The organism is Acidimicrobiales bacterium, assembly GCA_035547835.1.
GTDB lineage: Bacteria > Actinomycetota > Acidimicrobiia > Acidimicrobiales > Iamiaceae > DASZTW01.
This window is the reverse complement of record DASZTW010000004.1, coordinates 1-17,823: the sequence shown is the minus strand read 5'-3', so window position 1 is coordinate 17,823 and position 17,823 is coordinate 1. Positions and strand designations below refer to the sequence as shown.

Annotated in this window: 16 protein-coding genes; 8 read left to right on the top strand and 8 right to left on the bottom strand. The window is 69.2% G+C overall.

Going from position 1 to position 17,823, the window contains the following annotated elements:
* Positions 1 to 3 precede the first annotated feature (3 nt).
* A complete protein-coding gene (locus VHA73_02230; GenBank protein HVX16823.1) occupies positions 4 to 1,470 on the top strand; it encodes an extracellular solute-binding protein in 1,467 nt (488 codons plus the stop codon).
* Between the two features lie 6 nt (positions 1,471 to 1,476).
* Positions 1,477 to 2,058 (top strand): ribosome biogenesis GTP-binding protein YihA/YsxC, encoded by a 582-nt coding sequence (gene yihA / locus VHA73_02225; GenBank protein ID HVX16822.1) that lies wholly within the window; start codon positions 1,477 to 1,479, stop codon positions 2,056 to 2,058.
* On the opposite strand, the gene VHA73_02220 is transcribed toward yihA, so the two are convergent.
* Positions 2,042 to 4,180 carry a S9 family peptidase gene (locus tag VHA73_02220; GenBank protein HVX16821.1) on the bottom strand — a complete coding sequence of 713 codons (2,139 nt, stop codon included), beginning with the start codon at positions 4,178 to 4,180 and terminating at the stop codon, positions 2,042 to 2,044. The genes yihA and VHA73_02220 overlap by 17 nt on opposite strands.
* 132 nt (positions 4,181 to 4,312) lie before the next feature.
* On the opposite strand from VHA73_02220, the gene VHA73_02215 reads away from it, so the two are divergent.
* Positions 4,313 to 4,834: a gamma carbonic anhydrase family protein gene (locus tag VHA73_02215; protein ID HVX16820.1), complete on the top strand. Its 522-nt coding sequence runs from the start codon at positions 4,313 to 4,315 to the stop codon at positions 4,832 to 4,834.
* An 85-nt stretch (positions 4,835 to 4,919) separates the two neighbouring features.
* Here VHA73_02215 and VHA73_02210 read toward each other — a convergent pair whose 3' ends face one another.
* A complete protein-coding gene (locus VHA73_02210; protein ID HVX16819.1) occupies positions 4,920 to 5,579 on the bottom strand; it encodes a DJ-1/PfpI family protein in 660 nt (219 codons plus the stop codon).
* Complete coding sequence (locus tag VHA73_02205; protein ID HVX16818.1) at positions 5,576 to 6,595, bottom strand: helix-turn-helix domain-containing protein; 1,020 nt, start codon at positions 6,593 to 6,595, stop codon at positions 5,576 to 5,578. Before VHA73_02205 ends, VHA73_02210 begins: the two co-directional genes overlap by 4 nt.
* 165 nt (positions 6,596 to 6,760) lie before the next feature.
* On the opposite strand from VHA73_02205, the gene VHA73_02200 reads away from it, so the two are divergent.
* On the top strand, positions 6,761 to 8,533 hold the full coding sequence (locus tag VHA73_02200; protein HVX16817.1) for an ABC transporter ATP-binding protein: 1,773 nt from the start codon (positions 6,761 to 6,763) through the stop codon (positions 8,531 to 8,533).
* Positions 8,530 to 10,419, top strand: a complete 1,890-nt coding sequence (locus VHA73_02195) for an ABC transporter ATP-binding protein (GenBank protein ID HVX16816.1) — start codon at positions 8,530 to 8,532, stop codon at positions 10,417 to 10,419. Before VHA73_02200 ends, VHA73_02195 begins: the two co-directional genes overlap by 4 nt.
* Before the next feature lie 3 nt (positions 10,420 to 10,422).
* Here the strand turns inward: VHA73_02195 and VHA73_02190 are convergent, their stop codons facing one another.
* Positions 10,423 to 11,568 (bottom strand): DUF459 domain-containing protein, encoded by a 1,146-nt coding sequence (locus VHA73_02190; protein HVX16815.1) that lies wholly within the window; start codon positions 11,566 to 11,568, stop codon positions 10,423 to 10,425.
* A 23-nt stretch (positions 11,569 to 11,591) separates the two neighbouring features.
* On the bottom strand, positions 11,592 to 13,316 hold the full coding sequence (locus VHA73_02185) for an MBOAT family O-acyltransferase (GenBank protein ID HVX16814.1): 1,725 nt from the start codon (positions 13,314 to 13,316) through the stop codon (positions 11,592 to 11,594).
* Between the two features lie 106 nt (positions 13,317 to 13,422).
* Between VHA73_02185 and VHA73_02180 the strand changes: the two genes are divergently transcribed.
* The gene (locus tag VHA73_02180) at positions 13,423 to 14,130 is read left to right on the top strand and encodes a hypothetical protein (GenBank protein HVX16813.1); all 708 of its coding nucleotides are present in this window, start codon (positions 13,423 to 13,425) and stop codon (positions 14,128 to 14,130) included.
* Here VHA73_02180 and VHA73_02175 read toward each other — a convergent pair.
* Positions 14,124 to 15,044 carry a 1,4-dihydroxy-2-naphthoyl-CoA synthase gene (locus VHA73_02175; GenBank protein ID HVX16812.1) on the bottom strand — a complete coding sequence of 307 codons (921 nt, stop codon included), beginning with the start codon at positions 15,042 to 15,044 and terminating at the stop codon, positions 14,124 to 14,126. The genes VHA73_02180 and VHA73_02175 overlap by 7 nt on opposite strands.
* A gap of 84 nt (positions 15,045 to 15,128) precedes the next feature.
* Between VHA73_02175 and VHA73_02170 the strand changes: the two genes are divergently transcribed.
* Positions 15,129 to 15,476 (top strand): hypothetical protein, encoded by a 348-nt coding sequence (locus tag VHA73_02170; protein HVX16811.1) that lies wholly within the window; start codon positions 15,129 to 15,131, stop codon positions 15,474 to 15,476.
* Positions 15,477 to 15,494: 18 nt separating this feature from the next.
* Positions 15,495 to 15,740, top strand: a complete 246-nt coding sequence (locus tag VHA73_02165) for a 4a-hydroxytetrahydrobiopterin dehydratase (protein ID HVX16810.1) — start codon at positions 15,495 to 15,497, stop codon at positions 15,738 to 15,740.
* A 50-nt stretch (positions 15,741 to 15,790) separates the two neighbouring features.
* Here VHA73_02165 and VHA73_02160 read toward each other — a convergent pair whose 3' ends face one another.
* Complete coding sequence (locus VHA73_02160; GenBank protein ID HVX16809.1) at positions 15,791 to 16,282, bottom strand: SUF system NifU family Fe-S cluster assembly protein; 492 nt, start codon at positions 16,280 to 16,282, stop codon at positions 15,791 to 15,793.
* 50 nt (positions 16,283 to 16,332) lie between these two features.
* On the bottom strand, positions 16,333 to 17,580 hold the full coding sequence (locus tag VHA73_02155) for a SufS family cysteine desulfurase (protein HVX16808.1): 1,248 nt from the start codon (positions 17,578 to 17,580) through the stop codon (positions 16,333 to 16,335).
* Positions 17,581 to 17,823: the final 243 nt, after the last annotated feature.

The following is a 17,823-nucleotide window of genomic DNA, read 5'->3' as shown; positions in this document are numbered from 1 at the left end:
CTGGTGACGCGGCGTCGCATCGCGGCCGGAGTGGCGGGCCTGGCCGTCGCGGCCATGCTCGCGGCGGCCTGTGGAGGCTACGGAGGCAACTCCGCCAGCCGCCACGTCAGTGCGTCGAACCTCCCGGCCTGCCCGCTCGGGGCATTGCGAGACGCGACCGGGACCATCCACGTGTCGATCTGGCACGGCTGGACCGCACAACCCAAGGCCGGGCTCGACGACTCGGTCAAGGCGTTCAACGCCCAGCAGGATCAGGCCCAGAAGTCGGGCCGCCAGCGGTACCGCATCCACGTCACCGCCAGCCAAGAAGGCAAGGACTACGACGAGGTGTTCGACAAGTACGCCCGCGCGGCGTCGTCGAAGCAGCTGCCGTCGATCATCCAGGTCGAGGACACCAAGCTCCAGACGATGGCCGATTCCAGCACCGTGCTGCCGGCCGAGTCCTGCATGAAGGCCGACCACTTCGACATGTCGGCGATCCAACCGGCCGTGCGGAGCTACTACACCGTCCGGGGCGTCTACTGGCCGGGGTTCGCATCGGCCTCGGAGCTGGTCCTGTACTACAACCGCGCGCACTTCGCACGGGCCGGCCTCGATCCCGACAAGCCGCCCGGCACGCTGCAAGAGCTGTACGACGATGCCCGCAAGCTCGAGGCCGCCGGGATCCCGCATCCGATGTCGCTCAAGCTCGACCCGTGGTTCTTGTGGACCTGGCTGAGCGGGGTGGGCGTCGACGTGGTGAACCACCACGACGGGCGCGACGGCGAAGCCACCCGCGCCACGTTCAACACTCCCCAGGCCGTGCAGATCCTCGAGCTGTTCAAGAAGATGCAGCGCGAGGACCTGCTCGTCGTGGTGCCCAAGGCACCCGGCAACATCGACCAGTACTTGGCGCTCGCGACGCAGAAGTCGTCGATGCTGATCGAGACCTCGGCGGCGTCCACCACCATTTCGGCCTTCCTCAAAGGCGACGCGAACGCCGTGCCGTCCCCCACGGACACCACGAGCCTGTTGCCTGCGTCTGGTCCGTTCCCGGGCGTCAAGGAGCCGGGGCAGGTGCAGGCGTCGGGCGCGGCCATGTACATCGTCGACCACGGCTCTTCCAAGGCGCAGCAAGCGGCGTCGTGGGAGTTCTTGAAGTTCATGATGTCGAAGCCGCAGATGGTGCAGTACCACCTGACCACTTCGTACCTGCCGGTCTTCTCGGGAGCTGCGAACTCGCCGCAAGTCACGCGGTTCTGGTCCGATCAGCTCGGTGGGCGCTTGCTGAAGCCCGCGTTCGACGAGCTGTCGTCCGTCAACCCTGACAACCCCGGACCGCTGATCGGTCCGTACGGCGATTTCGTCGACGCCCTCCAGACAGCCTGGGAGGCGGTGATGTTGCAGAATCAGTCACCCGCGCATGCGCTGGCCGTGGCGCAGCGCAAGGTCGACGCGGCGCTCACGTTGTATCGCCAGGACAACGGCTGACGATCGGTGAGCCCACCACTGCAGTTCCAGTTCGTGATGTCGGCGCGCGACCACCGCGACCTTCCTCCGTCGCGCGCGGAAGTGGCGTTCATGGGCCGCTCCAACGTCGGCAAGTCGTCGCTGCTGAACGCGCTCGCCAACCGCAAGGCCCTCGCGCACGTGTCCAAGACCCCGGGCCGCACGCAACTGCTCAACTTGTTCGCGCTCGGCGACGACACCAGCGCTGTCGACTGCCCCGGGTACGGGTTCGCCAAAGTGCCCGCGCACGTGCGTGCCGGCTGGCAGCCCATGGTCGAGGGGTACCTGCTCGGGCGGCAGTCGCTGGTCCGCACCCTCGTCTTGGTCGACGGCGAGATCGGGCCCACCAAGCTCGACGTCCAGATGCTCGATTGGCTGCGGGCGCACGATCTCACGTTCACCGTCGTCGCCAGCAAGCACGACAAGGTCAAAGCGTCGAAGCGCGAAACCCGCAAGGCCGAGCTCGCCGAGCGATGCGGCGTGGCGCGGGCCGACGTGGTGTGGGTGAGCGCCACCAAGGGCACCGGCATCGACCGGCTGCGCGCGCTGATCCTCAGCTGGTTGGGCTGACGGCGGGATCGAGCGGCGCGCCGAGTCGATCGATCACGAACGCCAGGGCGAACGCTTCGCGCTCCCAGGCGTCGTACCGCCCGGTCGGCCCGCCGTGCCCGGCGCCCATCTCGATCCTCAGCACGATCGGCGCGTCGCCGGTGCTGACGTCGCGGAGGCGCGCCACCCACTTCGCGGGCTCGTGCACCCCGACGCGCGTGTCGTGCAGACCGGCGGTGGCGAGCACCGCCGGGTACGGCACGGGATGCACGTTCTCGTACGGCGAGTAGCTGCGCATGACCCGGTACACCTCGGCGCTCTCGAGCGGGTTGCCCCACTCCTCCCACTCGGTCACGGTCAGCGGCAGCGTCGGGTCGCAGATGGTGTTGAGGGCGTCGACGAACGGAACCTCGGCGACGACCGCCCGGAACAAGTCCGGGGCGGCGTTCGCCACTGCGCCCATCAACAGCCCGCCTGCCGACCCGCCCCTGGCCGCGAGCCGGGCCGGTGAGGTGTAACCGGCGTCGATCAAGTGGCGGGCGCACGCGACGAAATCGCTGAACGAGTTGGGCTTCTCGAGCAGCTTGCCGTGCTCGTACCACTGGCGGCCCATCTCACCACCGCCCCGCACATGGGCGATGCCCCATACGAACCCACGCTCGAGCAGCGACACCCGTGCCGGGGAGAACCACGGGTCGGTGCTCGCCTCGTACGCGCCGTAGCCGTACAGGAGGCACGGGTGGCTGCCGTCGAGCGCGAGACCCTTGCGGTGCACGAGCGAGATCGGGACCTTCGTGCCGTCGCCAGCCGTCGCCCACAGCCCGTTCGACTCGTATCGGTCGGGGTCGTAGCCGCCCGGCACCGGCACGCGCCGGCGCAGCGTGCGCTCGCCGGTCGTCAGGTCGTCTTCGTAGATGGTTGCCGGCGTCACCAGCGACTCGTAGTGATATCGGAAGACCGCCGTGTCGAACTCGGCGTTGACGTGAGGGCCGAGTGTCGCCACCGGCTCGTCGATCGGGATCGCCCGCTGGGCGCCGGTGGCCAGTTCGTGGACCAGCAGCCCGGTGTGCCCGCCCTCGCGCAACGACACGACCAAGTGGTCGCGCAAGGCGTCGACACCGTCGATGCGCACCCCGGGCCGGTGGGGGATCAAGGTGGTCCACGCGGCGCGGTCGGCCGCTTCGTCGATCGTGGTCTCGTAGAGCGCGAAGTCGGGACCTTCGTGGTTCGAGACGATGAACAGCCGGGTGCCGTGCGGCTCCACGTGGTATTCGACGTCGTCGGATCTGGGCGCCACCACGCGCGTTGCCCCGTCGGGGTCGGTGGCGTCGAGGAGCCAGATCTCCGAGCTGGTGACGCTGCCCGTGTCGATCACGACGTGGCGGTCGTCGCGGCTGTTGCCGACGCCGACGAAGAAGCGCTCGTCGGGCTCCTCGAACACCAGGCGATCGGAAGCGCGGTCCGTGCCGAGCCGGTGGTGCCACACCTGCCAGGGTCGCTGCGCGTGGTCGAGCGTGGTGTAGAAGAGCGACTCGCCGTTGGCCGCCCAGCCAAGGCCGTACGAGGTGGCGGGAATCGCTTCCGCGAGATCCTCGCCGGTTCGCAGGTCGCGCACGTGCAACGTGTGAGCCTCGTCGCCGCGGTGGTCGACGGACCACGCGAGCAGGTTCCCGTCGGGACTCACCGACAGGTTGCCGAGGCGGGCGAACCCGGTTCCTGCCGCCAGTTGGTTCTCGTCGAGCAGCACTTGCTCGGTGGGCCCCCCGGGCTCGCCGGCGGGCGCGCGGCCGGACCCGTCGTCGGGTCGCCGGCAGTGCACGGGTTGGCCGAGCCCCTCGGTCGTGCGGTCGTAGTACCACCATGGGCCGTTCTTCCAGGCCGCGGTCGCGTCGGTCTCCTGCACCCGGCTCTTGATCTCCTCGAAGAGGCGCTCGCGCAGGCCCGCCAGCCGTGCCGTGGCCGCCTCCGCCCAGGCGTTCTCGGCTTCGAGGTGCGGGCGCCGGTCGGGGTCGGACTCGTCGGCGAGCCAGTACCAGTCGTCGGGCACGTCGTCGCCGTGGAGCGATCGCACGTGCCGCACGCGCTTGGGTGTTGGCGGCTCGGTGGGGCCGGTGCCGTCCGGAGCAGGGTGCGCAGCGACCACGGCGCCGAGGTTAGACACCTGCGCGCCGCGCTCGGCTCCGGCTCCAGCTGTTGCCTGCCGGAGGCGCGGTCCGGCGTCGTCGCCTGCGCGCGCTTCGCCCGGGTCGCGGTCGGCCCCGTAGGGTGCCGGTGCATGGCCGTCTACGCATTGGGTGACCAGGTCCCCGACATTCACCCGTCCGCTCATGTCGCCGCCGAAGCAGTGGTGATCGGGTCGGTGACGATCGGCGCGGAGTCGTCGATCTGGCCGGGTGCGGTGCTGCGCGGCGACGACGCGACCATCACGATCGGCGCCCGCACCTCGATCCAGGACGGCACGGTCGTCCACACCACGCCCATGAGCCCCACCCGCGTGGGCGACGAATGCGTGGTCGGCCACCTCGCGCACCTCGAGGGCTGCATCATCCACGATGGCGCGCTGGTGGGTTCGGGATCGGTGGTGCTGCACAACGCGGTGGTGGAGACGGGCGCGCTCGTGGGGGCGCAGGCGCTGGTGCCCAACAACATGGTCGTGCCGTCGGGGGCCATGGCGCTCGGGGTCCCGGCGAAGCTCCGGCCGGACTCGGTGCAGCCCGAGTTCATGATCCGTCTTGCGATGGAGAGCTACGTCGCCCGGGCCATCCGCTACCGCGCCGAGCTCCGCCGCATCGACTGACCCACGCGCACAACCCAGCCCGACCCAGAGCGGCGTGCTTCCCGGGGTCGGGTCGGGGTGGCGGGCTCGGGGAAGGGCGGCGGGGTCAGCTGCGCAGGCCGGCGTACTCGATCGCGCGGGCCATGGCGTGCGCCGGGGCTTTGGCCGGTGAGCCACTGTCGACCGGCGGCTCGGGGTCGTATTCGATCAGGAGCTGGACGGCCTCGGCGGCGGTGCGGTCGACCATGACCTCCACCAGCCGCAACGCCATGTCGATGCCGCTCGACACGCCGGCCGCCGTGATGAGCCGGTCATCGAGGTGCTCGACTACGCGGTCCGGCGTCGGCTTGGCCCCTAGGTCGGCGAGCTGGTCCATGTACGCCCAGTGCGTGGTGGCGGTGAGCCCGTCGAGCAGGCCGGCAGCGGCCAGCAGCATGGAGCCGGTGCACACCGAGGTCGTGAACCGACTGGTGCGGTGGGCGCGGCGGATCCAGTCGAGGATCACGTCGTCGCCGGTCAGCTCCCGGGCGCCGACCCCGCCGGGGACGACCAGGACGTCGGGGTCCGGCAGGTCGGCGAACGTTGCGTCGACCTCGAGTCCGAGGAAGCCGTTGTCGGCCCGGACCGGGCCGGTCTCGTGGCCCACGAAGGTGACGTCGAACTCCGGCAGGCGTTGCAGGACCTCATAGGGCCCGACGGCGTCGAGCACGGTGAGGCGAGGGAACAACGCGATGGCGATGTGGACGGGTGCGGATGGTTCGGTCACTGGTCGACCTTCCTTTGGTGTGCGGCGGCTGTTGGAGGTGCAGCGGCATCGGGGTGGTGGGTGAAGCGGCGGCGGTACTCGCGCGGCGAGGCTCCGAGCCGTTCGACGAACGTGCGGCGCAACGTCTCGGCGGAGCCGTGTCCGGTGGCGGCGGCGATGGTGGCGATCGGCGCGTCGGACTCCTCGAGCGCGCGGCGAGCGGCTTCGAGGCGGACCTCGGCGACGTACTTGCCGGGCGTCATGCCGACTTGTTCGGTGAAGCGGCGCTGGAAGTTGCGCGGGCTCATGTCGACCCGATCAGCCAGCACTTCGATCCGGTGATCGCCGCCGGGATCGGCGTCGACGAGGTCCTGCGCGCGGCGCACGCCGTCGTCGGCGCCCCGGCGGATCCACACCGGCGCGGCGAACTGCGACTGGTTCGCCGGGCGGTGGAGGAACATGACCAGCCACTGCGCGACGGTCTGCGCCACGTCGATGCCCACGTCCTCGCGCACGAGTGCCAGCGAGAGGTCGATGCCGGCCGTGACCCCTGCCGACGACCACACGTCGCCGTCGCGCAGGTACACCGGTTCGGGGTCGACCGTGAGATCGGGGTGGGCTTGTGCCAACTCGGCCGCCCGGGCCCAGTGGGTGGTGACCTTCCGGTCGCGCAAGAGACCGGCGGCGGCTGCCAGGAACGGCCCGCTGCACACGGTGGCGAGTCGGCGGCTCCGCAGCCCGGCCAGCCACGTCACCGTCCCCGGATCGGCCGCGGCGTCTCGGACACCGGATCCTCCGGGAACGATGAGCGTGTGGGTCGAGCGATGCACGTCGCCTGCCGGGCGGGTCCCGATCTCCAGGCCACTCTCGGAGGCGATCGGCCCGCCGCGGTGCGACACCACCGACACGTCGTAGCGGTCACGACACTCGAGATGTCGCAGCACGCGATCCGCGGTGGCGAAGACCTCGTGGGGGCCCGCGACGTCGAGCGCCTGAACCCCGGGAAAGGCCACGATCGCAATGTGTCGCGTGGTCATGCGTCGATCTTCCGCCCCGACGTCGGTGGCGTCAATGACATGATTCCCACAGTTCATGCCAGTGTCGTTGGGTGCTTTCTGCGGCAGGTGTCACGCGAAATCGATTGCGAGAGCCACAGGCGTGCCCGGCTAGATTGACCCGCGGGTCAAGTCCAGGGGGCTCCGGTGGCACAGCGCAACAGAGGGTGGCGGCTCCTCCGTGACCAGTGCCGCCGTCAACGAGGTGGGCTGGCGCTCGGCATCGCTGCGGGTCTGATCTGGACGGCCGCCAAGGTCTCGGTGCCGAAGCTCGTCGAATCGGCGATCGACCACGGCATCGGCAAGTCGGACACGCACGCCATCTGGAAGTGGGCGATCATCATCGCCATCGCCGGGCTGTTTTCGGGCACGTTCACCGGCCTTCGTCGTTACTTCGCCTTCCGCGAAGCCCGTTGGAGCGAAGCCGAGCTCCGCCAGCGCATGTTCGGCCACCTGCAGCAGCTCCACTTCGCGTACCACGACGGCCAGCAGACCGGTCAGCTGATGAGCCGCTCGAACACCGACCTCCAACAGATCGTGAACTTCGTGGTCATGATCCCGCTGACGTGCGCGAACCTCGCCACCGTCATCGCAGCGGTGGTGCTGATGCTGCGCATGGACGTCATCCTCACGTTGCTGGCGGTCGGCTCGCTGCCGTTGCTGAACGTGCTGGCGAAACGCTTCTCGACCCGCCTGCATCCGGCCGTGATGGCCGTCCAGCAAGAGTCCGCCGAGCTGGCCGCTGTCGTCGAGGAGACCGTGTCGGGCGTGCGGGTGGTCAAGGGGTTCGGCGCCGAGGAGCTCATGCAGGAGCGGCTCGGGGTCGAGGCAGGCGACTTGTACGACGCGTCGATGGACACCGCCCGCATCCGTGCCCGCTACCTGCCGTTGCTCGACTTGTTGCCGAGCATCGGCCTGATCCTGGTGCTGGCGTATGGCGGGCACCGGGTGCTGGACCACCACCTCACCATCGGCGCGCTGGTGGCCTTCAACTTCTACGTCACGCTGCTGATCTGGCCGCTGCGCATGCTCGGCAGCATCATCGCCCAGGCACAGCGGGCGGCTGCCTCCGCCGAGCGGGTCGACGAGGTGCTGTCGGCCGACGTGCGCGTCACCGATCCGGCGCGCCCCAAAGGGTTGCCGGCGGCGGTCGCCGGGCGACCAGTCGGCGCGATCGAGTTCGACCACGTCACGTTCGGCTTCGGGCACGGCGACCCCGTGCTGCACGACCTCGACCTGCGGATCGAGCCAGGCGAGTCGGTCGCGCTGGTGGGCGCGACCGGCAGTGGCAAGTCCACGGTCGCCAAGCTGTTGCCCCGCTTCTACGACGTCGACGAGGGCCGGGTGTTGCTCGACGGTGTCGACGTCCGCGACGCGGCCGTGCACGAGGTGCGGCGGGCGGTGGGCATCGTGTTCGAGGACACGTTCCTGTTCAGCGACTCGATCGCAGCAAACATCGCGTTCGCCTACCCCAACGCGCCGATGGAGCGCATTGTCGAGGCGGCCAAGTTGGCGGGCGCGCACGACTTCATCACCGCGATGCCCGAGGGTTACGACACCGAGATCGGTGAGCGCGGCTTCTCGCTGTCGGGCGGTCAGCGCCAGCGCATCGCGATCGCCCGGGCGATCCTGGCCGACCCTCGTGTGCTGATCCTCGACGACGCCACGTCCGCGGTCGATCCGTCGAAGGAGCGCGAGATCCGCGACGCGCTCGGCGAGGTGATGGTCAACCGCACCACGATCGTGATCGCGCACCGCCCTGCCACCATCGCGCTGGCCGACCGGGTGGTCCTGCTCGACGCAGGTCGCGTCGCCGCGCAGGGCACCCACGCGGAACTGCTCACCACGTCGGAGCGCTACCGGGAGGTGCTGGCCGCGGCGGCCGCGTACCAACCCGAGTCCGAGGAAGTGGCCTCGTGAGCCCTCCCCCCTTCGAGCGTGAGCGCTCCTCGACGCGCGGCTCCCGGCGACGCTGGTCGCTCGTACCGGAGGTCGCCGACGCCCCAGTGTCCGAGCACGACGCTGCCGACCGCCTCAGCCGTGGCGACGCCGCGAAGATGCTGGGTCGCATCGTGAAGCTCGCCCGCCCGTATCGCCGGGCCGGTTTCGCGGTCATGGGGGTGGTGGCCGTCTACACGCTCACCGTCCTCGCCGGCCCGCTCCTGTTGAAGATCGCGATCGACCGCGGCATCAGCCACGACAACGGTCGGGTGCTCAACATCGCCGTCGCAACGTATGTCGTGGTGGCGATCATCTCGTGGGTGACCGAGCGGGCGCAGATCCTGATGATCAGCCGCGTGGGCGAGGGCTTCCTGCGCGACTTGCGTGAGCGGGTGTTCGACCACCTCCAGCACTTGTCGATGCCCTTTTACGACCGCGAGAAGGCCGGCGTCGTCGTGTCACGGATGACGTCCGACATCGACCAGATGGAAGACCTCGTGCAGCAGGGTCTGGTCCTCATGCTCACCAACGGGATGCTGATGGTGATCGCCGTCGTGCTGTTGGCCGTGGTGTCGTGGCAGCTGTTCCTGATCTGCATGATCCCGCTGCCGGTCGTGGTGCTGGCGTCGATCAAGTTCCAGCGCGACTCGAGCAAGTCGTACCTGCGGGTGCGCGACTGGATCGGTGTCACCCTCACGTCGTTGCAAGAAGGCATCAGCGGCGTGCGGGTCATCCAGGCCTTCACCCAGGAGGACACCACGGTCAAGCGGTTCAGCCGCCGCAACCGGGGGCTGTACGACGCGTACATGCACACCGTGTGGATCTCGTGCTGGTACTTGCCGGTCATCGAGCTCGCGGGTCTGCTCACCACCGCGCTGGTGATCGGCATCGGCGGGTGGCTCACGGTGAACGGCACCGTCACCATCGGCACCGTCACCTTCTTCGTGCTGTCGCTGTCGAACTTGTTCGACCCGTTCCAGCAGCTCAGCCAGTACTTCAACCAGGTGCAGTCCGCGGGCTCGGGTCTCACCAAGCTGTTCGACCTGCTCGACACGCCGATCGACGTGCCCGAAGCCGAGCATCCCGTCGACCTGCCCGTGGCGGGCGACGTCGAAGTGCGTGGCGTGTCGTTCGGTTACGCGGGCGGCGATCCGGTCCTGCAGGACGTCGACCTCATGATCGCTCAGGGAGAGCAGCTCGCGCTGGTGGGGCCCACCGGCGCCGGCAAGTCCACGCTCGCCAAGCTGATCGCCCGTTACTACGACCCGACCGAGGGTGACGTGCGCTTCGGCGGCGTCGACTTGCGTCAGGCGTCGGCCGCGTCGCTGCGGGACCACATCGTGGTGGTGCCGCAGGAAGGCTTCCTCTTCAGCGGCTCGATCCTCGACAACGTGCGGATCGCCAAGCCCGACGCGTCCGACGAGGAGATCGTGCAGGCGCTGCGCGCCATCGGGGTGTACGAGCGGTTCGCGTCGCTGGAGGAGGGCTTGGCCACCGAGGTCCACGAGCGGGGATCGCGGTTGTCGGCCGGCGAGAAGCAGCTCGTCTCGCTCGCCCGCGCGGCGCTGGCCAACCCGCCGCTGCTGGTGCTCGACGAGGCCACGTCGAGCCTCGACCCCGGCACCGAGGCGCTGGTCGACGACGCCATGGAGCGCCTCACCGAAGGTCGCACTGTCGTGGTGATCTGCCACCGCATGACCACCGCATCGCGCTCCGATCGGATCGGCGTGGTCGACCAGGGCCGCTTGGTGGAACTGGGCAGCCACGACGAACTGGTCGCCCACGGCGGCCGGTACGCGTCGCTGTACGACACGTGGATGCGGGGCCTCAGCCCCACCGCTGGCGTCGGGGGCGCGGCCAGCTGACGGTCAGTGATCGCCAGGGCCCGGCGGCACCGCCGACCCTTGCCCAGGCGTCGGTCCTGACCGCCTCGACGGCCCTGGAGGTGGTGGCGGCGTGGTGCCAAGGTGGTACTGCCGTTCGATGATCGGTGTGACGAGTCGTTCGACGATCCGTTTGCCGCCCGCGATCGAGAAGTGGACCCCGTCGCCCGCACGCAGCTCGGTGGTCGACCCGTCGGCGTTGGTCACATAGCGCTGGAACCCGCCCTGAGGCGTGTCGAGGATCGTGCCCGCGGGCGCGTAGACGGCATTGGCGGGCCGGGCCTGCACTTCGCGGACGATCAGGGAGTTCAGCAACGGCACCATCGGCGCCAAGGTGGCCGGGCCGCCGCTCATGGCCGGCAGCCCCACCCACACCACCGTGACTTCTGGGTTGCCGTGGATCAGGGTGTCGAGCGTGAGCGCGATGCGGCGCTCGTACTCGTCGATCCACTCCTTGTTGGGCGCGTGGGAGTTGCCGAGGTGGACCCACCCGGTGGCGGTGCGCAGGTCCTGGGTGTCGTTGCCGCCGAACATGACGACCACGACGTCGTAACGGCCTTCGGCCATGTCGTGAGCCAGCTTGGTGGGCCAGTCGACCACGTCGGGTCGGGCCAGCCCGGTGCCGATCTCGGAGTCCTGCTGCACGGTCGCCGGCTTGCCGTCGAGCGCTTGCACCAGCGGCGGGAACAGGTTCTCTGACAGCGAGTCACCGGTCACCAGCACCCGCAGCGGGTCGGTGGGTGACGGCCGGCGCCGGGGGATCGTGGTCGTCGTCGTCGGCACCGGTGGGCGTGTGGTGCGCGGCGCCAGCCGCACGTTGCGGGTGTTGGTGATGTGGGTGTTGTCCCTGACGCCGAGCGCGTCGTTGATCCAATGGCGTGGCTGGTTGAACCCGAACGCGTGGCTCACGGGTTGCACCACGTGCTTGGTGACCCACACGGCCATGTCGCGAGTGCGGCCGGGTGGCTGACGGTCGGCGGTCTGACGCAGCCCGTCGGCATCGAGCAGCGCCGCGACCACCAGCGCGATCGCGATCACCGCCATGGCGCGCGCGGCCGAGGTCCGGCGCCGGGGGACCGGCTCGGGATGGAAGATGTCCTCGCCGTGTTCGTCGGGTTCGGTCAGGTCCATGCTCGGGTCAGGGTCGGTGGGGTTCAGAACTTGAAATAGATGAACGGCGCGACGCCGCTCGGCGTGATCTTGTGGAACAGCAGCGCAGTGCCGAGGATCCACAGCGCCAGCCCCACGCCCTGGGCTGCCCAGTGGAGGTGCGAGAACCAGGCTCGCACGCGGCCGGTCCACGACGCAGGCCAGAACTGCAGCGCGAGCGAGCCGAAGATGACCGCCACGAGCACCGGGTTGAAGTCGATGGCGCTGCCCCAGTGGCCGAGGCGCGACAACACTTGGATGGCGTCGCGCAGCGTGCCGTCCTCGCCTGGCAGGCCCACCCGGAAGAACACCCACGCGACGCACACCACCTGGAACGTCACGAACGTGCTGATCCACGTGAGCGGCCTGCGACGGGCTCGCTCGACGCTCGGGGGCGCCGCCGGGGGGCCAGGGGGTCCGACCCCGCCACCCGTGGCGCTGGCCGGCGTCGCGTCGGGGTCGTCGACGACGAGCACGCCGGCCGAGTCGCCGGTGAGCACGCGGGCGGTGCCACCGCCGCTGTCGCCGGCCGGCACGGCGACGGTCAGGGAGGCGATCGCGCGGGCTCGGCGTTGGTCGCGCTCGTCGCGCTGACGCCGGCGCCGCGCCGCGAGGTCTTTGAAGAAGCGCTCGACGGCGAGACCGACGCCGTGGATGGTTCCCCAGATCAACATCATCCAGCTGGCGCCATGCCACAGACCGCCGAGCACCATCGTGGCCATCAAGTTGAAGTAGGCACGGGATCGCTTGCGGCGGTTGCCGCCGAGCGGGATGTACAGGTAGTCGCGCAGCCAGCGAGACAGCGTCATGTGCCAACGGCGCCAGAACTCCTGGAGCGACGCGGCGCGGTACGGCACGTCGAAGTTCTGGGGGAAACGGAACCCGAGCAGCATCGCGAGCCCGATGGCGATGTCGGTGTAGGCACTGAAGTCCATGTAGATCTGCACGGCGAACCCGTACACGCCGAGCACCGTGTCGATTGCGAGGTGCTGCGTGGGGGCCTTGAACACCGGGTCGACGATGGCCTTGGCCACGTACGTGGAGATCACCAGCTTCTTGAACAGCCCGCCCGCGATCAACCAGAACGCCAGGCCCGAGTCCACCTTGCGCGGATCGCGCCGGGTCTTGAGCTGCGGGAGGAACTCGGCCGCCCGGACGATCGGGCCGGCGAGCAAGTGGGGGAAGAAGCTGAGGTAGACCGCGAAGTCGCCGAAGGAGACCGGGCGGATCTTCCCTCGGAACGTGTCGATCACGTAGCTGAGGGCCTGGAAGGTGAAGAACGAGATGGCCGCCGGGAGGGCGATGTTCGCCAGCGGGAGCTTCCAGTGCCAGCCGAGGTCTGCTGCCAGGTTGTTGGCCGACGACAACAGGAGGTTGGTGTACTTGTAGTACGCCAGCGCGCCGAGGTTGGCGGCCACCGCGACCACCAACCACGCTCGCTTGGTGCCGCCTCGCTTGGAGCGGTCGATGGCCAGTGCGAAGCCCTGGTTGGCCACCGTGGAGGCGCCCAGCAACGCCATGTACCACCACCCGGCGAACCCGTAGAAGATGTAGCTCGCGACCAGCATCAGGGCGCGCCACGCGCCGCGCCGGCGCATGAGCAGCCAGCTCAGCGGCAGCACGATGCTGAAGAAGATCGCGAAGCGGACGGTGGGGAAGATCACAGCAGTCGGCCGGTGGGGCGCGTCGAGCGCGCGACGGCGGAGGCAACACGGAGGTGGACGGGCCATTCTCGCGCACGGCCCGTGCACGACCCGTGACCACCGCAGCCGCAGTTGCCGCACATGACGGCCACACAACGGGCGCCGCTGCCGGCACCTGTGGCATCGTGCCGTCGTGCATGTCGTGGTCCTCGCTCCGATGACATCCGAGCTGCGCCCGCTGGTGCGCCAAGCGCGGCTGTCCCCACGGCAGGTTGGTGATCTGGCGGTGCACGAGGGTCAGGTCGGTGCCACCGAAGTGAGCGCCACGCTGGCCGGCATCGGCGTCGAGCGATCGGCTGCGGTCACCGAGCGCGTCCTCGACGCGCTCGATCCCGACCACCTGGTGGTGTGCGGGATCGCCGGTGGCCTGGGGCCGTCCACCCGGGTCGGCGACCTGATCGTCCCTGCCACCGTCGTCGACCACCACACCGGCGACTCGTTCGACGCATCACCGCTGGGCGGTCGTGAACGCACCGGCACGATCGTCACGTCGGGCGAGCTGATCGAGGATCACGAGGTGTTCACCTCGTTGGTCGACGCGGGCTGCACCGGCATCGACATGGAGACCGCTGCTGTCGCCCGCGTGTGTGCCGACCGCCAGGTTCCGTGGACGGCGTTCCGCTCGATCAGCGACCTGGCCACCGACGGGCTCGACAGCGAGATCCTGGCGCTGGTCGACACGGACGGCCGCCCGGTCGCTCGCAACGTGCTGCGCTTCGCGGCCACCCGTCCTGGCCGGCTGTCCGACCTGGTGAAGCTGAGCCGCGGCGCGTCGTTGGCGGCCCGCACGGCCGCGGCCGCCACCCTCGCCGCGTGCCGCGAGGCTGCTGGCGGTCAGTAGTGCCAGGGGAACGACGACCAGTCGGGGTCGCGCTTCTCCAAGAACGCGTCGCGGCCTTCGGCGGCCTCGTCGGTCATGTAGGCGAGGCGGGTCGCTTCGCCGGCGAACACCTGCTGGCCCATGAGCCCGTCGTCCACCAGGTTGAGGGCGAACTTCACCATGCGCTGCGCGGTCGGGCTCTTGGAGTTGATCTCCGCGGCCCACTCGAGCGCGGTGCGTTCGAGGTCGGCGTGGGGCACCACGGCGTTGACGGCTCCCATCGCATGGGCTTCGGTCGCGGTGTAGGTGCGGCCGAGGAAGAAGATCTCGCGGGCGAACTTCTGGCCGACTTGGCGGGCAAGGTACGCGGACCCGTAGCCGCCGTCGAAGCTCGCCACGTCGGTGTCGGTCTGCTTGAAGCGCGCGTGCTCCTCGCTGGCGAGGGTGAGGTCGCACACGACGTGGAGGCTGTGGCCGCCGCCTGCAGCCCAACCCGGGACCACGCAGATCACGACTTTCGGCATGGTGCGGATCAGGCGCTGCACCTCGAGGATGTGGAGCCGCCCCGCGCGGCCGGGGTCGATGGCGGCGGACGTCTCCCCGGGCTGCCCCGTGGCGTCGTCGGAGGTGTACTTGTAGCCGTCCTTGCCGCGGATGCGCTGGTCGCCGCCGGAGCAGAACGCCCACCCGCCGTCCTTGGGCGACGGCCCGTTCCCGGTGAGCAGCACGCACCCGACGTCGGTGCTCTGGCGGGCGTGGTCGAGCGCCACGTACAGCTCGTCGACGGTCTTGGGCCGGAAGGCGTTGCGGACCTCGGGTCGGTTGAACGCGATGCGCACCGTGCCCTGGTCGACCGCCCGGTGGTACGTGAGGTCGGTGAAGGCGAAGCCTTCGACGGCTCGCCATGCACCTTCGTCGAACAGTTCGGAGATCACCCCGGCAGCGTACGGGGAGCGCTGTCGCTGGGGTGAGTCCGTGGGGTGAGTCCGTTCTGCATCGGCGCCGGGGCAAGATGGAGCATGCCGATGCGCGAGGAGTGCAAACACTACGAGTCTCGGAGCTATGCGAACGGCGACACCGTGCGCCAGTGCAGCCTCGACCTCGCGCCCGAAGCGCCTTGGCGCTGCCCAGACGAGTGCTCCCGCTACGAGCGGCGCCTGGCCGACGTCGACTGGCAGCACGGCTCGCTCGTGTCGCCTCCCACCCCGTCCGAGCCGTCGAGCGTGGGTGGCGACGGTGACGTGGCGGCGCTGCTCGACGAAGCGGAAGACATCATCAACGCGGCCGGCCCGCGGGTGCTGGCCGAGCTGCACGTGGAGCGGGCCCGCTCGCCGAGGTGGCGGCGGCTCTTTCGCCGACGAGCCTGACCGGCTTGCATGGAGGCGATGGAGCACACACCAAAGGGATGGGACCGCCGAGCCGACCGCCTGCACCGCGAGTTCGTCTTCGGCAACTTCCGTGAAGCGTTCGGGTTCATGGCGCAGGTGGCCCTGCTCGCCGAGAAGGCTGACCACCATCCCGATTGGTCGAACTCGTGGAACCGGGTCGTGATCGACCTCACGAGCCACGACGTTGGCGAGGTGACCGAGCGCGATGTCGCCCTTGCCGAGGCGATCAACGACCTCGTCTGACCAGCCCGGCTGCCCGATGACGTCTGACCAGCCCGGCTGCCCGACGAGGGTCAGGCTTGTTGAGCCGCCTCTTCGATGCCCTGGTTGAGCGTGTTCCACGACAACGTGGCGCACTTGATCCGCACCGGGAACTTCACCACGCCTCGCAGCGCTTCGAGGTCGCCGAGCTCCTCGCTGAGCGCGTCGGGATCGGCGAGATCGTCGGCCGGCGCGTCGCCGTCGCCCTCGAGCGAGGTCTCGTGGATCGACATCATCGCCTTGAACGAGCGGGTGAGGTCGCGGATCTCCTCGACGGTCTTTCCCTTCACAGCGGCCGACATCATCGACGCGGACGACTGGCTGATCGAGCACCCCTGACCACCGACCCGCAAGTCGCGCACGACACCGTCGTCGATGTCGAGGTACAGCACGATCTCGTCGCCGCACAGCGGGTTGAACCCCTCGACGCGGTGCGCGGGCGGCGACTCGAGCTCACCCCGGTTCCGGGGGTTGCGGTAATGGTCGAGGATGATCTCTCGGTAGAGGTCTTCCAGCCCGGTCATGGTGCGGCTCCGTCAGGTTTCGGGACTTGTTCAGGCTAGGGCCGGCCGGCTCAGAACGCGAAGAACTCGGACGCTGCCTTGAGCGCGGCCACGAGCTGGTCGATGTCGGACTCGTCGTTGTAGACGTACCAGGACGCTCGGGCGGTGGCCCCCACCCCGAGGCGCCGCATCAGGGGCTTCGCGCAGTGATGGCCGGCGCGGACACACACGGCGTGCTGGTCCAGCACTTGGGACACGTCGTGGGGATGTACGTCGGTGATCGAAAACGACAAGGTGCCGCCACGGGCGGCGGGATCGGTCGGCCCGTAGATGGTGATGAGGTCACCGAGCTGCTCGTCGAGCACCCGTCGGGCATACGTGTTGAGGGCGATCTCGTGCTCCCGCACCGCGGGGAGCCCGAGGGCGCTCAGGTAGTCGATGGCGGCGCCGAGGCCCACCGCTTCGGCGATCGGCATGGTGCCGGCCTCGAACTTCCACGGCACGTCGTTGGTGGTGAAGCCGTCGAGGCGGACGTCGCGGATCATCTCGCCACCGCCGAGGAACGGCGGCATCGCATCGAGCAGTTCCGGACGGCCCCACAATGCGCCGATGCCGCTCGGCCCGAGCATCTTGTGGCCCGTGAAACCGAGGAAGTCGCAGTCGAGGTCGGTCACCGACGTCGGGGTGTGGGGGATGAGCTGGGCGCCGTCGACCATGAACAGGGCGCCCGCTGCGTGGGCCGCGTCGGCGAGGTGGCGCAGCGGAGGCATCGTGCCGAGCACGTTCGACGCTCCCGTGATCGACAACATCTTGGCGCCGTCGAGCAGCTCGTCGAGGTTCGACAGGTCGAGGTTGCCGTCGTCGCCGAGGCGCAAGAACCTCAACTCGATGCCGCGCTCGGCCTGCAACATCAGCCAGGGGACGATGTTGGCGTGGTGCTCGATCTCGCTGATCACCACCGGGTCGCCGGCCGACAAGTTGGCCCGTCCCCAAGCCTGCACCACCAAGTTGAACGCCTCGGTCACGTTCTTGGTGAACACGACACCGCGGTCGCTCGGTGCGCCGATCAACCGCGCGACCTTTCCTCGGGCCTTCTCGTACGCGTCGGTGGCCTCGGCCGCGATCGTGTACGCGCCTCGATGCGTGTTGGCGTACGAGTGCTCGTAGAGGGTGTCCATGGCGTCGAGCACGGCCTGCGGTTTTTGCGACGAGGAGGCAGAATCGAGGTACACGAGGGGCTTGCCGTTGACCTGGCGCTCGAAGATCGGGAAGTCCTTCTTGATCCGCTTGACATCGAGGTGGTCATCGGGCCCGGCCATGGTCGACAGTGTATTAGCACTACGGCCATAGTGGAAATGGATCTTGCGCACTCCACCTCACGCTGTGTGGCGGGACAAAACCGCAGCGTGAGAAGGTTTTTGTGGTTTGACTCGCCGCAACGCCATCGGATGCGCCACAATGAGAGGGCCGTAGCGTTCCGCCCGCTCGCTACGGCCATAGGTTCCGGTGTTCCGCCCGCTCACCGGAACCCCACTCGGCGACCCGGGCCCTCCCACCCCTCT